This is a genomic window from Rhizobium skierniewicense Ch11, assembly GCF_023757665.1.
Classification (GTDB): domain Bacteria; phylum Pseudomonadota; class Alphaproteobacteria; order Rhizobiales; family Rhizobiaceae; genus Agrobacterium; species Agrobacterium skierniewicense.
On record NZ_RXPG01000030.1, the window covers coordinates 596,387 to 614,595 of the forward strand.

The window sequence follows — 18,209 nt, forward strand, 5'->3', positions numbered from 1 at the left end:
TTACTCATCGAAAACGCCTGCGTAGGCTCGCTGAGCGAAACCAAGCTTTGCGGATCAAACTGCCTGCCCAAGGCAATCGGCGATCCACGACGCGAAACATCCCCCGCGCAACGTATCTCAGCCTTGCCCTGTCTCTTCCGATTGATCCTGCCTGACCTAGGAAACCCAACGTTGCGGGAATTCTATGAATATTCGGGAGCGTGCGTCGCAGTCGGCTCCCCCCAGGCCATGTTTCATATAACCGGTAAGCCCAAAAACCGAAATAATAGCTGAGGCTGACATATCCACCGTGTCTCGCACAGATCTCGAACACTTCCCGGTAGATAACCCCGCGCATCGCAAGCGTCTTGGCGTCTTCGTGGAGGCGAGATTGCGCGAATTTGTGATCTGAGTGTAGAATAATTGCGCCGGATGTGGCCATGCGAAGCCAGTATTCGTAATCCATGGCTGTCTGCATCGACACATCAAAAGGCCCAATCCGGTCGACAATCCGTTTGCGCCAAAACGATGCGGGTTGGCACACGCAGCAATCATGCATCAAGCGCTCGAAAGAGTAGGGCGCACTGTTATATGTGCCGATAATTGCACCCTGGGCGTCGATATAGTCGGCATTGCCATACACCATGTCGCATTCCGGGTGCTCATTGAAGAATTGCACGGCAGCTTCCAACGCACCGGGCAACAGGATGTCGTCGGAATTCAAGTAGGCAAGAATTTCTCCACCCACACGCTCCATGCCTTTATTGATGGCATCGGCCTGTCCTTTGTCGCGTTCCGACACCCATTTTATCCGGTCGCCGTAGCTTTTGAGGACTTCCACGGTATCATCCGTCGAGGCGCCATCCATGACCAGGAGTTCGACATTTTTGTAGCCTTGGTTCAGCACGCTATCGATCGACTCGCGGATGAAATGGCCATGATTTCGCGTCGGCATGACGATGCTGACCAGGGGCTCTTTCCGAGCGTATTCAAGAGGGTTCTTCGAAACACGCAGTAAGGCGTCACGTAGAGACTGAGCAGGCTTGACCCAGTCATAGGCTGCGACGCGTAGCTTTGCTTTATCAGAGAGGCTGGCCCTCAAGCCTTCCTCGGTCGTGATGCGTCGCATCAGATTTGCCATTGCTGCGATGTCTGTGGGATCACATGCTAGGACTGCATCGCCGCCGACTTCAGGGAGTGATGTGGTGTTGCTGCAAAGAACGGGTGTTCCGTGATGGAAAGCCTCCAGCAACGGCATGCCGAAGCCTTCGAAGAGAGAGAAGTAGACCAGCGCTGTCGCTTTGGCAAAAAGTGCTGTTACCTGTCTGTGCGGTAGAAAACCCAGATGGACAATTGGAAGGTCCTCGAAGCCCTTCAGACTGTCCTGAAGACCGTCAGGATTGCCAGTGAGAACAAGACCTGTCTTCGGCGGTAGGTCAGGCAACGCAAGTTTGAATGCTTCGAAAAGGCGCCTGTGGTTCTTGTGTGGCCATAGGTTCGCCGGCATGTAGAAGAAGCGCTCAAAGGCTTTAGCTTCTGACGGCAAATCGTCTTCGGTCGGTGTTTCCTGGAGTTCCTCGGGAAGGGCCGCAGGCATGAGGAACACGTCATCTGTCATGGTCCAGGCGTTGCTGACCATCGTATGGCGGGAATGATCCGTCATCGTTGCGATTGCGCCCCCTCGGGACAAAGCGTCAGCAAACGCACGACGACGACTAGCCAGCACATCCCTCGGGAAAAAATCAGGGAAATATTCGTGCTGAATGTCTGGGATGACGAAGACCTGCCGTTGAAGCGGGAATTCAGGATGAGCCTCCTGAGGATATGTCCGTAGGATTGCATCGACACCCAGATTCGCGCAGTGCTCCGACATCTCCGCATAGAATAGAGCCGGATGCTCATCTAGGCGGATATAATCAACATTTGGACCCTTGATTGCCAAAGGAGGCAATCCTGGCCGATGAAAGAAGACGATCTTGTCGTTGGGAAAAAGACGAACCATCTCGCGAAGAACGCCATGAACCCATGGGACGATTCCACCAGAAACACCGGCAATGAGAGGATATAGATCGACCGCGATAACAATCCTTTGCTTGATTGTAATTTTAGCGTTGTCGGGCGTCTTTTCCTCATCGGCAGAAGCAGCAGATGGCACAGGACTTCCGGCGGCATTCACGCCGAGACGCTGCATATCGGCCTGAACTTCGTTCCAAAAGTTGAGCAGTGCACTCTGGGTTTGATCGCTGAACAACTCGCTCGACTGCGTCGTACGATGCATATTGTCTAGCCAATAGCAGAGTGCGCCTGGTGTCATGGGGCGACCGGTATGACGTTCCGCCAATAGACGAAGCTCTTCTGCCCTTCGGAACCCTCCGGTTGCCGTCAACGTGTCGCCCCACTCGCGTGACGCCGCAAGGGATGCTTCAACGGGATGCGGCGTTGATAGTTTCGCCAGCCGGATCCAGAGGTCCCAGTCAAAGCTCCAGCGCAGGCTCTGATTTAGCCGGCCTAGTCGGCGTAGGTATGTCGCGTTCATGAATGTCGACGGCTGGAGTATATAGTCCAGACCGCCCAGGAGAGCGTCCTCGTTGTAAAGGACCGGTCCGTCGATGAAATCGGCGGTCTTGTTACCTCCCTCATCCGTCCTGATCCCATTGCCGAACCAGAAGCTTGCCTGGGGTGAAACGCGGTAGGCTTCCACAATGTGTTCAAAGGCGCCGGGCAGATAGAAATCGTCCGCATTCAGCCAAGCAATAATGTCACCTGTGCATCTGGAAAGACCCTTATTGATCGCGTCCGCAGCGCCTTTGTCGGGCTCGCTGACATATCCTGTCAGCCAATCCTCGTTTTGACGAACGACCTCCAGGGTATTGTCGCTGGAACCACCATCTATGATGAAATGCTCGATATCAGGCCAGTTCTGGGACCGGACGGAATCGATGCACTCCTGAAGGAAGCGTCCCTGATTCAGAGACGGCGTCACTATAGAAATTCTTGGTGTCGGATTACTAAAGGTCATCTCGGTTTTTTATTTTCCTGCTGCAGCCTGCAGATCGTGGATCATTTTTGTCAAAGCCTGAATCTGATCGAGTCTAGCCGCGCGATCTTCATCTATGATTTTCACGTGCTCTTCAATGCTCTTTATCTGCTTGTCCTGATCGAGAAGTGCTTGAACGAAACGTCCTTTTGGCGTCTCGATCGATTTTTCAGCATCTTCCTTCGAGATCATCTCGATCGGTTGCCTGCTGACAACGAAGAACATGTCATGCTCAGTGAAGAAGGGTTTTTCAAAAATAAGATGCTCGGCACCAAGCTCTTGAAACAGTCTTTGCGCCGCATTTTGCGAGTATAGGTAGATGTGTTCGTCGGGAAGAAGCATGCCCAAGAAGGAAGGGTGCGCAGTTTGAAGTTCCTCAAACGTCGTAACGCCGGGAAAATTCGGCATTTGGATCATTATCAGGCCGTCCGGCTTCAACATGTCCAGTGCAATCGTCAAAGTATCCTTCGGGAAAGGCAAATGCTCCAAAACGTCCATCAACGCGACCGCGTCAAATGTCCCCGCTTCGAGTTCAATATTCTCTATAGGTCCAACCAGCACAGGAATGTCGAAGGTTTCCTGTGCATACTCAACGACCCAAGGACTCATCTCCATTCCGGAGGCTTCGTAGCCGGCTTGGCGGAGAAGCGCGACAAAGCTTCCGTGGGAACAACCCAGTTCCAGAACTTTAGAAGGTGGCGCCTTGTATTTCAGAAGGGTTCTGAGCCAATGCAGATTTCGATCGGTCAAATCTAGCTTTGCTCTCTGAAAAATGTTCGGAAATCCGAGATCCTTGTTCTGGTGTTCAAGCCAGTATTTCTTTCCGTAGAAATCTGCTTCATCGTCTGTAACTTTCAACTCATCATCTGATAAACCGACTGCCGATATGAGGGTACCGCAGCTTGCGCAACGAACATACTCTGCACTGAACTCCCGGTGGTCTACGCTGCCGCACCAACACTTCCTATTATTCATTGCTTTGAAGCTCTCTTCCTATTACGCGTTTCTAATGCTGTAGCATGTTTGATCTTTTATCTAGCATTCCTCTAACATTAACAGACATCTCAACTCCATGTTAGCGAAGGTCAGGAAATGAAAATTCGATACTACCAGGCAAATCTGCGATGCCGTGATGGCTTAGTGCCGAACCGCTACGATTTGAAGCCCAGCCTATTGAAAGTGATCCAGCATTAGGCAACACACAAAGATGGATTACACTTGCATCGATAGCTTCGTGTGTCATTTCCGACATCCGGCTGAAGATATCCGGATCAATGGATCCCAAACCGATCTCGAACGTGTATTCACCCAATTGTAAATTTAAAGAAATTTCTTGTTTACAGCGTACAATATTTCCGGCTTTGAGGCTGCCACCTGTTCCAACTCCATGCTCAATCGAGCCTTTTCCGTGAACAGTTATACCACGTTCATTATGTAGGACGACACCGCAGGTAGCCATGCCGATATCTTTTAGTATGCGAAATTCCGAGACAAAGACCGCCACTTGTCCCTGCGAAAAGTGGTGACAGGGCGCGCCCTGAGTATCGTACACTGAAAATCCCAAACACTCCGCGCTGCCGTTTCCGACTTGCGTAATGGTTTCTGCCGAACGGAGCGAGGTAAATTCGCCGCTTTTTATCTCTTCGCAATCCGACTGATCAGCGTGGGTAGCTTCTGATTTATTTACATAAGATGTTGTTGAGAACGATTGTCCTGTTTGATGCAACTGATAATATCGCTTTGCTGCTTCAGCGGCATCACCCAAGAAATTCATTCTGCCATGATCGAGCAAAATCGCCCGGTCACAGAACTGCTCGATGTCAGTCATCGCATGTGAGACGAGGAGGACGGCAGCGCCGGACGAACGAATTTCCTCAAGGCGCGCATAGCACTTCTGACGAAAAAATACGTCGCCTACTGCCAGAGCTTCATCGATGATGACGATGGATGCGTTGATGTGAGCCTGCACCGCGAATGCGAGGCGGACAAACATCCCACTTGAATAGGTTTTCACCGGCTGGTCGATAAAATCGCCGATATCGGCAAAAGCGACGATTTCGTCGTAGCTTGCGTCGATCTGCTCGCTACTGAGCCCCAAGATGCGGGCGTTCAGAAGGACGTTTTCGCGTCCTGTAAAATCGGGATTGAATCCACTTCCCAGTTCGAGAAGGGCGGCGACGCGCCCCTTGACCGTCAGATCGCCGAGGGTAGGGGCCAATGTACCGGCCAAGATTTGCAGCAACGTGCTTTTGCCGCCACCGTTTCGTCCGATGATGCCCAAGGTTTCTCCAGGGCGAACCTGGAATGAGATATCGTGTAGCGCCCAAAACTCACGGTGGTAGGTGGGCGCCGGGCCTGAGCGACCAAAAAGGTTGGTCAGTTTCGGCATGACCAATTGCTTCAGGCGGTCGCGTGGGTTGTTGTATATGTCGTAGCGCTTCCCGACGCCGCGCACATCGATAACTGGCTCGTTAGAGGACATCTGCAAATCCCCGTCTTGTCTTCTGAAACCAAGCGAAGCCTAGATAAAAGACGGCGAGGCTCACGAGAAGGCTCATGGCCCAGGCGACCCAGTTCAGAGGCGCTCCCCAAAGCAACGCGTCCCTAACTTGAAGCACCGGAAGCGTGATCGGGTTTAAGGTCAGCAACGACTGATAGGCAGGTGGAAGCGCGCTGATAGGGTAGAAAACCGGCGCTAGAAACAGCGCAACCGTGGTGAGCATGCCGATGACCTGCGCGAAATCGCGGAGATAGACGCCAAGCGAGGCGAGAAACCAGCTCAGGCCTAGGGTCATCAGAAGTAACGGCAGCAGGATGATGGGCAAAAGAAGACCTGCGGGATGGATGAACGTCCCGGAAATCAAACAAAAGAACATTAAAACGACAAGGCTGACAATGAAATTCCCAAGCGCAGATCCCATGGTCATAAGAGGCAGTATTTCCAACGGGAATACGACTTTCTTGACGTAGTTTGCGTTCGCGGCGATTATGGTTGGAGCCCGCATCAGGCACTCGGCGAAAAGCGCGTGTACGATGAGGCCGGAGAAAAGAACGATGGCAAAGTTTACCTGGCTGTCATTGCCCGCGCCCCATCTGGCTTTGAACGCGACACTAAAAACAAAAGTGTAGATTGCAAGCATAAGCAATGGGTTGAAAAGGGACCATGCGAGCCCGAAGACGGACCCCTTGTATCGGGATACGAAATCACGTTTCGTCAGTTCCCAAAGCAGACCTCTGTTGTGGATGAGTGTTTTAACAACAGCGGTCGGGTCGACCGAATGATTTTTCATATAGTACGAAATTCCATCGCTGTGGTTAAACGCCTGGGTGCCCAGGTAGCCGGTTTACACCTGACTATTTTAGCCGTGCACCCCTCTAATATGCGGCTAATAGCTGTTCAGCCTGGCAAAGACAAGCCCTTGCCAAACGCTCATGGTTGGACCAGCCCACTCATCCCCGACGCTCATCTGCCGATATTTGCAAGATCCCAGATTGATCAAGCACGGTTCCCCGTGTCGGCGATCCGCCGATATAGATCAGCATAAGCGGCTGCCATTTTCTCTGCCGTGAAGTTGTCCAGATAGCGTTGACGAGCGTTTCGCCCAAAGCTTTGCACTAAGTCGTCGTCGTTGAACAAACGCCTCATGGCGACAGCCAAAGAGTCGCTGTTTTCTGGAGGAACGACAAGGCCCGTGCATCCATCGAGATTGACGTAGCTGGTTCCCGTGCCAATTTCACAAGATATCATCGGCTTACCGCTCATGGCTGCCTCAACCAGAGAAAGACCGAATGCTTCCGATCGGAGATGAGATGGAAAAACGAGACCAAGGCTCAGATCAAGGACCGCCATCTTGTCTTCGTCCGTCAGGTTTCCGAGAAAATGCATGTTTTGGAGGCCACGCCGCTTCGCTTCCTCTTGAAAATCATCCGTCTGGCCACCGCCGATGAGTACGACAGGAATACCGGTCTTTTCCGCAGCATCCATCAGCACGTGAAGTCCCTTGTAATAACGGAAGACACCAATGAAGACGAGGAAGCGGGGAGGGAGTTTGGATCTCCATCTCTCTCTATTTTGCTGGCCAACTGCCGGGTAGCTGGCTTCGTCAAGTCCAAGTGGAATGACCTCGACTTTAGAGCGGAATTTCTGGAGAGTAGCACTTGAATTCACATAATTCGGCGATGTGGCGACGATGCTGGTCGTGCTGCCGAGGAAGCGAAACATGAGGGGTTCGTAGAGACGTAATAATGTTTTCTGCTTAACCACGTCCGAGTGGTAGGTGACGACAGAAGGCATTCGATGAAAACTTGAAAGGTGTATGACGTCCATCAATGGCCAGGGAAAGTGAAAGTGAACTACATCGACTTCGCGGCTGAGTTCTCGAAATCGGCTAAACGCGGAACGAGAAAAACCTGTCGAGGCAAACTCGAAATCAAGCTTGGCCTTGTGCGCGTAATGTCCACCAAAAGGACGCGAGTTTTCCTTTGGCTGCGCGCTAAGAGAGAGCACCTCGGACCTGATCCCATGGGTTTCGACCCCCTCACAGATAGCGGCGATAGTCCGCTCAACACCACCGAACGTGTCAGGCCAATATGTTTTGAAGAAATGCAAAATTTTCATGCTGTAAAGCCGTAGCAGGAGGGGAACCAATGCCGGAGGGCAAAAACGACTAATTTTTTGGCGCTATGACCGACGCTTTTATCCGCAACATTCGATAACACAACTATTTCCTCGCATTTGTGTCGTGAATTCGGCTTCCTAAAAGCATTGCTTAAAAGGGCTCACCGTCTTCGAGAAGGCAATACGAAGTAGGACTCAGAAAATTGCGCATAGGATTTTGATCTATCTGTGAGTGTAGCATCTGTTCGTCCGCTGTCCGCGCGCGATACCGGGATTGAGTAGGCCATCAAGCTGGGGCCTTAAAAGAAAATGGCCGATGCATTGGAGCAGTGAAAACGGTTACTCATTTGACGAATAATTTCGGCAGCTTTTGCGGGGGTGGGTGGCGTGATGCCATCCGGTTTTGAGAGCGGGTTTCAAACGTGCGTCAATCGCAATCGGTCACAGCCTTCGAGAATACCATTTTTGCGGACGCCGGACATATTTCAATTTTTCTTGGTTCTTAGGATATTAAACCAGCGCTCGACATCCGGCGGATTTGACTGCTATCTGAGCGTAAAGAGGATGATGACGTGCCGCCCAAATTTTCGATTATCACACCGTCTCTTAATCAGGGGCGATTTCTGAAGCAGTGTCTTGCCTCTGTGCAGATCCAAAATTGGCCGGATTTGGAACACTTCGTCATTGATGGTGGCTCTCAGGACGAGACCCTTCAGATATTAACAGAAAGCAGGTCCCAGCTGACGGCTTATGTTAGCGAACCTGACAGCGGCGCCGCAGACGCAATTAACAAGGGCCTCGCCATGGCTACTGGTGATATCGTTGCGTGGATAAATGCTGACGATTATTACGCAGCCGGAGCCTTTGAGAAAATTGCAGAGGCGTGGCGCTGCGAACCCGACGCTCCATTCTGGTTTGGCAACGGCGAGCGCGTGGACGAAGCTGGGAACTTCAAATCACCGTTCAATGATCATCCCATCCTCTACGACCACCGAGCACTCATCGAGGGCACCGATTATATTCTTCAGCCCTCTACGTTCATGAACGGTAAGGTGTTGCGACAGATCGGTGGGCTCAATACCGCGTTACGCTGGTCTTTCGACTGGGAACTCTTTATTCGCCTAGCTGAGCAAGGGCAGCCTGTGGCGCTGGACGATTCTCTGTCTTCCACGCGTGAGTGGGGTGAGACCCTTACTGCGACGGGTAGCCTGAAAAGGATTGAAGAAATCCGAGTGATGATTGAGAGACGAAGTGGTAAGCCCCTCACTTATGGAACGCTCTGCTACCACTTCGACGCGACACTCAAAGAGATGCAAACTCGTCCAGAAGACTTTTCCGCGCGGGCTATTTATTCTGTTGAAAATGCTTGGAGAGCTATACAGCAAGACATGATGGACAACCTGCCGGTCGATGCCGGAGGCATGCCAAGGCGGCCGGAGCAGGCGGAGAAATACGAGGAGACGCCTACTCCAGGTATTTTCATGCGTGCTGCTAGGCGAGGGTTGCGTCTAGCTAGTCGTCTCCGCGAAAGGTGACATATGGATAATGACATCCACAAACATTGATCTGAAACCTTCAAACCGGCCTGAACTCATGGGGTGGATGCCATTCTGGTCGGCGTCGCATATGAAACTTTCGCGGAAGATAGGGATAGGTTTTGTGCCCATGCGATGGTTTGGATGTGCTCGGGCGGTGGTAGATCTCAATGATGCTCGTCTTCCTCATCAGCGTGCCGATATGAAGCCGCCCAGTCTCCAGCCCTTCTCCCCTCAAAAGCCCTTGCAACATCTGACTTTCGGCGAACGGGTAATCGAGATGCATTTCATCGATCCGCCGCATCAAGGCCAGATCGCCCTCTGACACCGGACGCGGTAGGTAATAGACGCTGCGAAGGCAGAAGCCGAGAAGCTTGGCTTGCCTTCGACAGACAGCTTGTGCCCGCGGACGATCATTTTTTCCGCTCAGCAAGCCCGCCTTGCCAAGCGCTCAGGCTAAAAAAATAGTTTGCCAGCGTGGACGTCCCGATTTTGGCGTGCAGTGTTTTTACATCGACGGTTGGACCCGCCAGTTCCGCCTTCGCTTCATCACCAAAAACGCCTGTCGCCCCCTCAAGGAGCTGGTCTTTTCTTTGTTTGATCTGGTTGGCGTGCACGTCAAACTGCTGGTATCATTCCACCAGCGTCTGCTCGCCTCGAATGGCGGCGAGCGCCAACCTTGCCTTGAAAGCCGGGCCTTGGTTCCGGCGCGGTCGTCTTGTCATGGTCTCTCCTGCTGGCGGCATCTAAGCCGAAGTCAGCCAGAAACTCGACTTATCCCCCCTGTGCAGATATCCCGTGTCACCTCTTGCTCCGCATCAGATCGTGGTCCTGCACTCAACCCCGCGCAATCGCAGGCATTCTCGGACAGACAATCAGCGAGGCGGCAGATTAACCGGATTCCTGAGATTTGATAAGGTTTAGGCATGTGTAAGTGCTGTAATCTATGTAATTTATTCTTTTTTATTTTGATATGAGATTTGTATAAAAAATGATAATACATAATATATCCCTACGTGGATGCAGAATTACAATAATAAATATTCATTTTAATTCAAAAACCGTCATATTAATTTCGTTATTTTATAAATACACAAATGAATAAACAACTTTAAATAGTGCAAATATAAAATTTAAAATTATAGAAATTAATAGAAATTGTAAAAATAGATATTTAGATTCAGATTTTTATATTCAATAAAAATTAAGTCAGTTACTTTAATATTAGCAAATAACGCTCTCTTCAGGGGAGGGGCGTACTGAAATTGTAGTGCAGCTCAGAATCACCGAGGGGATAATAGAGCAGATGACGAAGGTGAAACTATCAGGAATTGTAGGGCGGCTAACCGCAGGATTTGGGTTCCTGCTTATTTTGATGGCCGGCTTGACATTATATTCAACGCATCAGGTCTCGCAGATCAATAACAATCTCGGCGTGATCAACGATGTCAACAGCGTAAAACAACGCTATGCGATCAACTATCGCGGAAGCGTTCACGATCGTGCTATTGCGGTGAGAGACGTGACTATTGTGGCCTCTCCTGAAGAAAGAAAGGCCGCAATCGATCTGATTGGGAAGCTTGCCTCCACTTACGCCGAAAACGAAAAAAAGATGACGGCAATGGTTTCGTCGCCGGATGGCGCAACTGCCCAAGAGCGTGCGATTCTGGATGAAATCGGAGCCATTCAAGCCAAGACAAATCCGCTTGTAGCAGACGTCATTTCTTTCCAGGAGAAAGGTGCTACAGAAGAGGCCCGCAAGGTTTTGCTTGAGCAAGCGCGTCCAGCATTCGTATCCTGGCTCGGAGCGATCAATAAGTTCATCGACTATCAGGAGGCACTGAACAAGGAGATCGGTGCCGAGGTGCGCGCGGCGACGAACGGGTTTCAGTCTCTTGAGTTGACGGCCCTTGCCATTGCAGCCCTTCTCGCTGTTGTCGCAGCCGCATTTACCGCGCGTTCCATCGTTGCCCCGTTGATAAAGCTTCAGGATTCTTTGAAATCCATGGCGGAAGGCACCATGAAGGGCGATCACGATCTGGAAAACCGCAAAGATGAGATCGGCATGCTTGCACGCGCCGTCTCTGCTTTGCGAGAGGCAATTGCCGCGAAGACACATGCGGATGCTGATCGTGAAGCGATGCGGTCTGCCGAAGAACGTCGACGACTGGAAGCGGAAGCTTCGGAACGGGGCGTTCTGGCCGAGCAGACCGATACTGCTGTCTGCCAACTTGCTGAAGCGCTTCAGGGGTTGGCCAACGGTGATCTTACAGGACACATTGCCACACCCTTTATCCCCTCACTGGAGCAATTGCGTACAGATTTTAATCTGGCCGTGGAGAAACTGCGCATCGCCATGCAGAAAGTGTCCGAGAACGCGAGCGCGATCGCGTCTGGAGCGCAGGAAATTCGCTCCGCTTCAGATGATCTGGCCAAGCGGACAGAAAACCAGGCGGCCTCCATCGAGGAAACAGCAGCGGCACTGGAAGAAATCACGACAACTGTCTCCGATTCTAGCAGCAGGGCGCAGGAGGCTGGAAAATTGGTTCGCCAGACGAAGGAAAACGCGGAACATTCCGGTCGTGTTGTGCAGAGCGCCGTTGATGCCATGAGCAAAATCGAGGCTTCAGCAACTGAGATCGGTAACATCATCGGTGTGATCGACGAGATCGCTTTTCAGACCAACCTGCTCGCACTCAACGCCGGCGTCGAAGCGGCGCGAGCAGGTGAGGCTGGAAAGGGCTTTGCCGTTGTGGCTCAGGAAGTTCGTGAACTCGCACAGCGATCTGCGAAAGCTGCGAAAGAGATCAAAGAACTGATCAACACCTCAAATCACCATGTCAAAAGTGGCGTATCTCTCGTCGGCGAGACCGGCACGGCCTTGCAGGAGATGGTTGTCCAAGTTCAGCAGGTCGATGGTAATGTCAGTGCAATCGTCGAAGCATCGAGGGAGCAGGCGACTGGTCTCAAGGAGATCAACACCTCTGTTAACACCATGGATCAAGGCACCCAACAGAATGCCGCGATGGTTGAGCAATCCACGGCAGCGGCCCATAATCTCGCCTCCGAGGCAGAGGCGCTGTTCCGGCTACTCGCCCAGTTCAGCATCGGAACGAAAGTTGCACCAAGCGGCAACAGATGGCCTCCGGCCAATGGCGCTCCCGCCCCGCCACGCCCTGCACCGTCGCCAGCGCGTCAACTGTCAGCCAAGCTGCATCACTCTTTCCAAGGCAATGCGGCTCTTTCGAGCGCTGGCTGGGAAGATTTTTGACGGGGTTCTGCCGCCATCTGAAGCCGAGCAGCGCTATGACGCCTGTCTCGGCTTTTTTGCGCGGGGTCTCTGATCGGGATACGACAAGTGTCAGGTTCCAAAGCTAGAGGGTGTTGCTGGGTGACGACCACGTGGATCGAATGATGATGTCGGTCATTTCGCCGACAGCGAAATGGACGGACCCGCCAGCCTGTGGTTTGGGTGTCTAATACGGCGTCTGACTGAACAGAATCCATGCGCCCATTCTCGGCGTCCGATCGACATAAGACGCCATGCCTGACTTTCGAGTTTCCGCCAGGCATCGCAGTCGTGATCGACTGATACCGTCGTGGGATTTGAAGACGCGGCGCGTCATAGCCAGCCTTCGCCTATGAAGTGCAAGAGATTTTCAAGCGGGTTCAGCGCCGGTCTCTTCGGCGGTAATGGCAGGTCTATGATGTTTTCGGCCAAGACGAGCGTGTTGGACATGTGTCATCCAGCCTGATCCATCATGTGGATAGCGAGCGCATCTCCGCCGACATCACGGGCGATTTCGACCAGATGCGCGGTCATTGCATCGGTGTCGCACCATGGCCAGACCAGCGCCGCCGCCTTGCCGAGCTTCGGGCAGATTGCTCCGAAGATGTCGACCGATCTGGGACTTTAATTTCCGGGAGGGGGCCAAGGGCGCGTTCCGGGCATGATCCCACGGTGCGTGATCGTGTTTTTCTGACCGATCCGAGCCTCATTCTGAAACCAAATTTCTCTTCGTTTCCCTCGCGCAGCTCCCGCGACAATTTCTGCCACAGCGGCGGGGAAACTTTTTCAGTTTCATCGATGGCTTGCGGGTCCTGCGCGCGATGTCTTGGTCGTGGGACCGGTTTCCTGTAGCTGATGGCCCGGACGTGACGGCTCAGCGTCTGTTCGCTTACTGTTAGCCGAAACTCTTCCCATAAACCATTACCACCAGACCACATGGACGCCACCGACAGCAGCGTCGAGGTAGAGGTTCGGCCCGCACTCGAACACCTGTGCCAAGCCGCCAGCTGCTGATCGTTTAACCGCGACGGCTCCCCGAGCGCTTGGCCATTGGTCAGCGCTTGGAGACCGCGTGCGTTAAAACGCGGGGCCCAGTCTCGGGCCGTCCGGAGTTCTGCGATCAAAGCGCTGCGCCCATCGCAAACCGCCAGTTTGCGACAGAGATTCAGTTTGCGAAGACCTGGCTATCCGGCCCTGTGCGACCCGGATCACCTGCTTTACCGGGCACAAGAGCTGCAATCCACAACCAGTGCGCCTCGTTCAGCTCATATCGCTTCACTGTCATCGACGACCGCATAGCGAACCATCATTGCCTTTGAAACATCGATGACCCAGTTTTGGAATCCTGACTGTCACGACGGCCTAAAACTCGTCCCACTGCTCCGGCTTCATGGCCAGATTGCCGCGGCTGACGGGCATTGAAGCTGCTTTCGCCTGGCGCTGCGGCGCGGGCGCTGGTCGTCTCTGGCTGGCCGCCGGAGACGCGTTCTCTGAACCAGTCTGGAAGCGAGCGATCAGCTGGGCCAGCTGCTGGCTTTCATCGGCAAGACCGACGCTCGCCGCGTTCATCTCTTCAACCATGGCCGCATTCTGCTGGGTTGCCTGGTCCATGTGGTTCACGGCTGTGTTGACTTCGGAGAGACCGGTTGCCTGCTCCTGCGCAGCCACGGTAATGGCATCCATGTGCTGGTTGATGTCTTCAACGATGCGGGCAATCTGCTGCAAGCCTTCACCCGTATCGCCAACAAGCTTCACGCCTTCGGTCACCGCCACACCTGAATTGCTGATCAGGCCTTTGATTTCCTTGGCCGCTTTTGCAGAGCGCTGTGCAAGCTCGCGCACTTCCTGCGCAACAACCGCAAAGCCCTTGCCCGCCTCGCCAGCGCGTGCGGCTTCAACACCGGCATTGAGCGCAAGCAGGTTGGTCTGAAACGCGATTTCGTCGATCACGCTGATGATCTGCGTGATCTGCTGTGCAGAGTGCTCGATACGCTCCATGGCCGCTACGGCATTGCTGACAACGATGCTGGAGCTTTCAGCATGCTGACGGGCCGTCCGCACCAGCGTTCTCGCTTCTGTTGAACGCTTCGACGTGGCCTGAACGTTGGAGGTAATCTCTTCCAGCGCTGCCGCTGTTTCTTCCAGAGATGCAGCCTGCTGTTCCGTACGCTTTGAGAGATCATCCGAGGCCTGGGATATCTCGCCGCTGCCATTGGCAACACCTAGACCCACTGTACCGACGGATACCAGCACGCTGCGAAGTTGTTGAACGGAGCTGTTGAAGTCGTGGCGCAGAGGCTCGAACTGGCGATCAAACGCCTCGTTGATTTCACAGGTCAGGTCGCAGGTTGCCAGGCGGCGCAGTGCGGTGGCCAGAGAACCGGTCGCAGTGGCCAGACGCTGCTCGGCTTCCTGCTCGGCGCGCTGCTGAACGTCCGCCTCGTTGTTGCGCGCCGCAATGCGGGCTTCTTCCGCATTCCTTTCGATTTCAATCTTGGAAATCGCGGATTGACGCATGATTTCAACGGCGCCGGCCATCTCGCCAATTTCGTCCTTGCGGTTGGCATCGGGAACCGCAACATCAAGCTTGCCGCCAGCAATCGAGAGCATAACGCGCGAGAGATGCGTGATAGGCCGCGAAACGCCGAGAATAATCCAGACGGCCAGACTTCCCAAAATCACGATGCTGATTGCGATGAAACCTCCAGCAATGAGAGATGAGCGCGAATAGGCGGCGTCTGCCGCCGTAGCAGATGCAGCGGCACCGGCATCATTCAGCCTGATCACTTCGCCAAGCGCGCCAAAGGCATCCACCAGCGGCTGTCTTGCGGGCGCGATGGCGGCAACAGCGCCTGCCTTGTCTCCGGCCTGCACGGCGTCGGCAATCTTCTGACGCGCTTGCAGGTAGGCCGCCCATTTCTGCTCGAATGTCGCCCAGCTTTTGCGCTCGGCATCGGATGTCAAAGTCTCGCGCAGATCCGCATAGGCCTTGGGAATGCTCGCATTCATCTCGGCGAATTCGTCGTTGAGACCTTTAATCTCCGCTGGATCCACTGCAATAGCTGTCCGAATGGTCGTGGTGTGGTAACGAAGTAGAGTAAACTGTACATTATCCAGCTTAACAACACGTGGCATCCAGACTTGTTTGGTGTCTGAAGCTGCCGTGTAAACTTTAGACATCTGGCTGTAGCTCATTACGCCAAGCCCAATAATAAGAATGAGAGCTGAGGCCGCCATGATCATCAGGCGAGCTGGAATACGAAGTGACATGTTTGAGGCCTTTGGCTAGTCGGCAAATGTTAAACTTCAAGAATCCTAGCGACCATTATTTAATATTTGGTGATGTCGTTTTACATTATTATGATGCAATGTTCGCGCCAGGGTGTCGCGATAGAAATTCCAGAAAAGACGGGTCATAGAAACGGCGGGTCCAACAACCGTAGCCTTTGGTGCAGCGCTATACTACCAAGCATAAACAGCACACTTGCGCTGTTTGCTGAAGACCTTGTTTCGGCCTTCAAAGACGTCGATTTCCGTCACAACGACGAAGAAAGCGCCGCACGCCTGCATTTCGGAGTGGGCGATGCTTTCATTCCTCGCCGAGCGTTTCGATCACATGCCAAATGAAATGAAAGTCATCGCGAATTTCCGCCCCACCCACGGTTGACGTATCAGCCGCGGCTGGCATTTTCGTGAGGCATGAGCCCGACGACAGATATCATTGGTGAACTTGTTCGAGATGCTAAGCGCCTGGCGCGCCTGGATGCGTCCCATAAGCGCCACATGCTGCAGCGCGCCGTGGCTACGATAGAAGATCTGCGCGAAGCCGCAGGCATACCCAAAGGCCCCGGCCACGATATCCTTGCAGATATCAAGACAACCGTATCAGCGGCAGAACGGGACTTGGCTGATGATGCCCAGCTACGGGAAACGTTTTTGCAAGCCGCTGGAATGATCCGGGATCTGCACATCGTCCTGGATAGCGGCACAAAGGTATCCGTCGTCTAAAACCAGAAACGACGTGCCGCCGCCTCAAGCCTCCTTGTCGTCTTCAGCCACCATAGTGGCCCGCAGAACATCATTCATCCGCTCCTGCCAGCCGGGGCCATCGTCTTGAAAATACGCGAGAACATCGCTGTCAATCTTCAAGCTGACCAGTTACTTCGTCCCGGGAATAGCCCGTTTTTCCACCGCTGGTGCTGCGCGCTTCTTTGTCGCAGAAAACAAGGCTTCGGCTGCGTCTCGTGGGTTTAGCGGTCTGCGGGGTGCCATTGGGTTCTTTCTAATGATTGGTGAGGGGGCTAGCAAGCGAGTCACTGGCGGTCGCGTTGTTGCTAGTATCGGCTGGTGGATGCTTCTCGGCAAGTTGGTTGTTTTTATAAGGTCAAGAGGGAAACTGAAGTGGTTGGATTGAAGTTTTAGATCTCCTGGCACACACTAACTTCAATACCGGCGTGACTCGCCACACCCGCAGCAGAGCCTGTTTGCGCCGCACGACCCAAGACCATGAAACGGCCCTTCCCGAAACCGGGATTATTCTGCTAAGGCAGACAAGCGGTCGGGGCGGGTGAGCGTTTTCCCTCTCACCTTTCAGGAGTTGCAAGGATTGAGACATGGACATGGAGCGTCTGAGCCATCTGCCCGAAAAGAAGCGACGCGAGTTGCACCGTGTCGCGCAGATCATTTTCGAGGAATTTGACGAGTCCCTGAAAACCAAGCTCTCGGAAAAGGCCAAGCGCGGACGCATCCTGAAGCTCATCCTGTTCGGCTCCTATGCGCGCGGCAACTGGGTGGAAGATCGCAAAAGCGGCTATCTCTCGGATTACGCCTGCTGATCGTCGTCAATCATGAACAGTTTGCCGAAAGATACGAGGCCTGGGAAAGGGCCGCCGCACGCTTCGTGCAGGCATTCGATATCGCCGGACATCTTTCCGCGCCAGTGAATTTCATTGTGCATTCGTATGAAGAGGTCAACTCGCTGCTGGCACGGGGATGGCCGTTTTTCGTGGATATCGCCCGAGATGGCATCCCGCTTTACGATGCCCCCGGCCATCCTCTGGCCTCACCGAAAAATCTGGCGCCAGACGAGGTGCGCGCCGAGGCGCAGAAACATTTTGATCATTGGTTTCCAAGCGCCAGCGCGTTTCTTGAACTTACTCAACAGGCCTACGCTGGCGGCCACGGCAAACAGGCGGTGTTCCTCCTGCACCAATCATCTGAGGCGCTTTATCACTGCATCCTACTTGTCAAATCGCTCTACAGCCCAAAATCCCACAAGCTGACATTCCTGCGCTCACATGCAGAACAAATTGCCCCGGAACTCAGCACGATCTGGCCAGACGATACCAAATTTGCCAAACGCTGCTTCAGCCGTCTGGAGCGTGCCTATGTTGATGCTAGATACTCACCCGCCTACGACATCACCGACGAGGAACTGGCGTGGCTGACAGAGCGCGTCAAGCTGTTGCAGGACGCGGTGCTGGCTGTCTGTGAAAAGGCCCTGAAGGTTCCAGTCTGAGCGGCACGTATCGCGGCCTCCTCATCCGATCAATCATTGTCGGCGTCAAAGACGTATCAGCTGGATATGGTTGCACAAATTGATGAATTTTCTGCTGTTGACACACTGATTGATTGCATTATGGTCGCATTTTGATAGTCGATTGATATTTTACAATCACCCGGGTTCCCCTATGACCGACCAGCCTTCGTCGTCCGATTTCATCCAGGCCAGCCGTGTTTTGAAGGTCAAGT

At 53.3% G+C, this 18,209-nt stretch carries 12 protein-coding genes and 3 pseudogenes; 5 read left to right on the forward strand and 10 right to left on the reverse strand.

The genetic code is table 11. The features are described 5' to 3' along the window. Positions 1–4 precede the first annotated feature (4 nt). From EKM04_RS22565 to EKM04_RS22585, 6 genes and pseudogenes are all read right to left on the reverse strand, one after another. Positions 5–2,515 (reverse strand): glycosyltransferase, encoded by a 2,511-nt coding sequence (locus EKM04_RS22565; protein ID WP_234910849.1) that lies wholly within the window; start codon positions 2,513–2,515, stop codon positions 5–7. 132 nt (positions 2,516–2,647) lie between these two features. Further along, positions 2,648–2,998, reverse strand: a pseudogene (locus EKM04_RS23105) (glycosyltransferase); the annotation flags it as partial. A gap of 9 nt (positions 2,999–3,007) precedes the next feature. Further along, positions 3,008–3,874, reverse strand: a complete 867-nt coding sequence (locus EKM04_RS22570; protein WP_183893723.1) for a class I SAM-dependent methyltransferase — start codon at positions 3,872–3,874, stop codon at positions 3,008–3,010. Between the two features lie 217 nt (positions 3,875–4,091). After that, positions 4,092–5,498 (reverse strand): ABC transporter ATP-binding protein, encoded by a 1,407-nt coding sequence (locus tag EKM04_RS22575; RefSeq protein ID WP_183893725.1) that lies wholly within the window; start codon positions 5,496–5,498, stop codon positions 4,092–4,094. Further along, on the reverse strand, positions 5,488–6,306 hold the full coding sequence (locus EKM04_RS22580; protein WP_174155357.1) for an ABC transporter permease: 819 nt from the start codon (positions 6,304–6,306) through the stop codon (positions 5,488–5,490). Before EKM04_RS22580 ends, EKM04_RS22575 begins: the two co-directional genes overlap by 11 nt. A gap of 206 nt (positions 6,307–6,512) precedes the next feature. After that, the gene (locus EKM04_RS22585; protein ID WP_183893727.1) at positions 6,513–7,634 is read right to left on the reverse strand and encodes a glycosyltransferase; all 1,122 of its coding nucleotides are present in this window, start codon (positions 7,632–7,634) and stop codon (positions 6,513–6,515) included. Between the two features lie 572 nt (positions 7,635–8,206). On the opposite strand from EKM04_RS22585, the gene EKM04_RS22590 reads away from it, so the two are divergent. Beyond that, positions 8,207–9,169, forward strand: a complete 963-nt coding sequence (locus EKM04_RS22590; protein WP_183893729.1) for a glycosyltransferase family 2 protein — start codon at positions 8,207–8,209, stop codon at positions 9,167–9,169. Positions 9,170–9,251: 82 nt separating this feature from the next. Here the strand turns inward: EKM04_RS22590 and EKM04_RS22595 are convergent. Then, a pseudogene (locus EKM04_RS22595) lies at positions 9,252–9,915 on the reverse strand (transposase); the annotation flags it as partial. A 560-nt stretch (positions 9,916–10,475) separates the two neighbouring features. Here EKM04_RS22595 and EKM04_RS22600 point away from each other — a divergent pair. Beyond that, positions 10,476–12,440, forward strand: a complete 1,965-nt coding sequence (locus tag EKM04_RS22600) for a HAMP domain-containing methyl-accepting chemotaxis protein (protein ID WP_183893731.1) — start codon at positions 10,476–10,478, stop codon at positions 12,438–12,440. Between the two features lie 548 nt (positions 12,441–12,988). Here EKM04_RS22600 and EKM04_RS23110 read toward each other — a convergent pair. Further along, positions 12,989–13,396: a winged helix-turn-helix domain-containing protein gene (locus tag EKM04_RS23110; RefSeq protein WP_183893733.1), complete on the reverse strand. Its 408-nt coding sequence runs from the start codon at positions 13,394–13,396 to the stop codon at positions 12,989–12,991. 424 nt (positions 13,397–13,820) lie between these two features. Then, a complete protein-coding gene (locus EKM04_RS22605; RefSeq protein WP_183893735.1) occupies positions 13,821–15,728 on the reverse strand; it encodes a HAMP domain-containing methyl-accepting chemotaxis protein in 1,908 nt (635 codons plus the stop codon). 429 nt (positions 15,729–16,157) lie between these two features. Here EKM04_RS22605 and EKM04_RS22610 point away from each other — a divergent pair, with 429 nt between their 5' ends. Beyond that, complete coding sequence (locus EKM04_RS22610; protein ID WP_183893737.1) at positions 16,158–16,466, forward strand: hypothetical protein; 309 nt, start codon at positions 16,158–16,160, stop codon at positions 16,464–16,466. 24 nt (positions 16,467–16,490) lie between these two features. Here EKM04_RS22610 and EKM04_RS22615 read toward each other — a convergent pair. After that, positions 16,491–16,730 (reverse strand): annotated as a pseudogene (locus tag EKM04_RS22615) (BrnA antitoxin family protein). 341 nt (positions 16,731–17,071) lie between these two features. Between EKM04_RS22615 and EKM04_RS23115 the strand changes: the two are divergent. Then, positions 17,072–17,293: a hypothetical protein gene (locus tag EKM04_RS23115; RefSeq protein WP_327786285.1), complete on the forward strand. Its 222-nt coding sequence runs from the start codon at positions 17,072–17,074 to the stop codon at positions 17,291–17,293. 65 nt (positions 17,294–17,358) lie between these two features. Beyond that, positions 17,359–17,976, forward strand: coding sequence for a HEPN domain-containing protein (locus tag EKM04_RS22620; protein WP_327786286.1), 618 nt, complete (start codon positions 17,359–17,361; stop codon positions 17,974–17,976). Positions 17,977–18,209 lie beyond the last annotated feature (233 nt).

Bases quoted from the DNA above. Each gene is read 5' to 3' on its own strand.
- EKM04_RS22610 (WP_183893737.1), top strand. From the start codon at position 16,158: ATGAGCCCGACGACAGATATCATTGGTGAACTTGTTCGAGATGCTAAG.
- EKM04_RS22565 (WP_234910849.1), bottom strand. From the start codon at position 2,515: ATGAACGCGACATACCTACGCCGACTAGGCCGGCTAAATCAGAGCCTG.
- EKM04_RS22585 (WP_183893727.1), bottom strand. From the start codon at position 7,634: ATGAAAATTTTGCATTTCTTCAAAACATATTGGCCTGACACGTTCGGT.
- EKM04_RS22605 (WP_183893735.1), bottom strand. From the start codon at position 15,728: ATGTCACTTCGTATTCCAGCTCGCCTGATGATCATGGCGGCCTCAGCT.
- EKM04_RS23110 (WP_183893733.1), bottom strand. From the start codon at position 13,396: ATGTGGTCTGGTGGTAATGGTTTATGGGAAGAGTTTCGGCTAACAGTA.
- EKM04_RS22600 (WP_183893731.1), top strand. From the start codon at position 10,476: ATGACGAAGGTGAAACTATCAGGAATTGTAGGGCGGCTAACCGCAGGA.
- EKM04_RS22575 (WP_183893725.1), bottom strand. From the start codon at position 5,498: ATGTCCTCTAACGAGCCAGTTATCGATGTGCGCGGCGTCGGGAAGCGC.
- EKM04_RS22580 (WP_174155357.1), bottom strand. From the start codon at position 6,306: ATGAAAAATCATTCGGTCGACCCGACCGCTGTTGTTAAAACACTCATC.
- EKM04_RS23115 (WP_327786285.1), top strand. From the start codon at position 17,072: ATGGACATGGAGCGTCTGAGCCATCTGCCCGAAAAGAAGCGACGCGAG.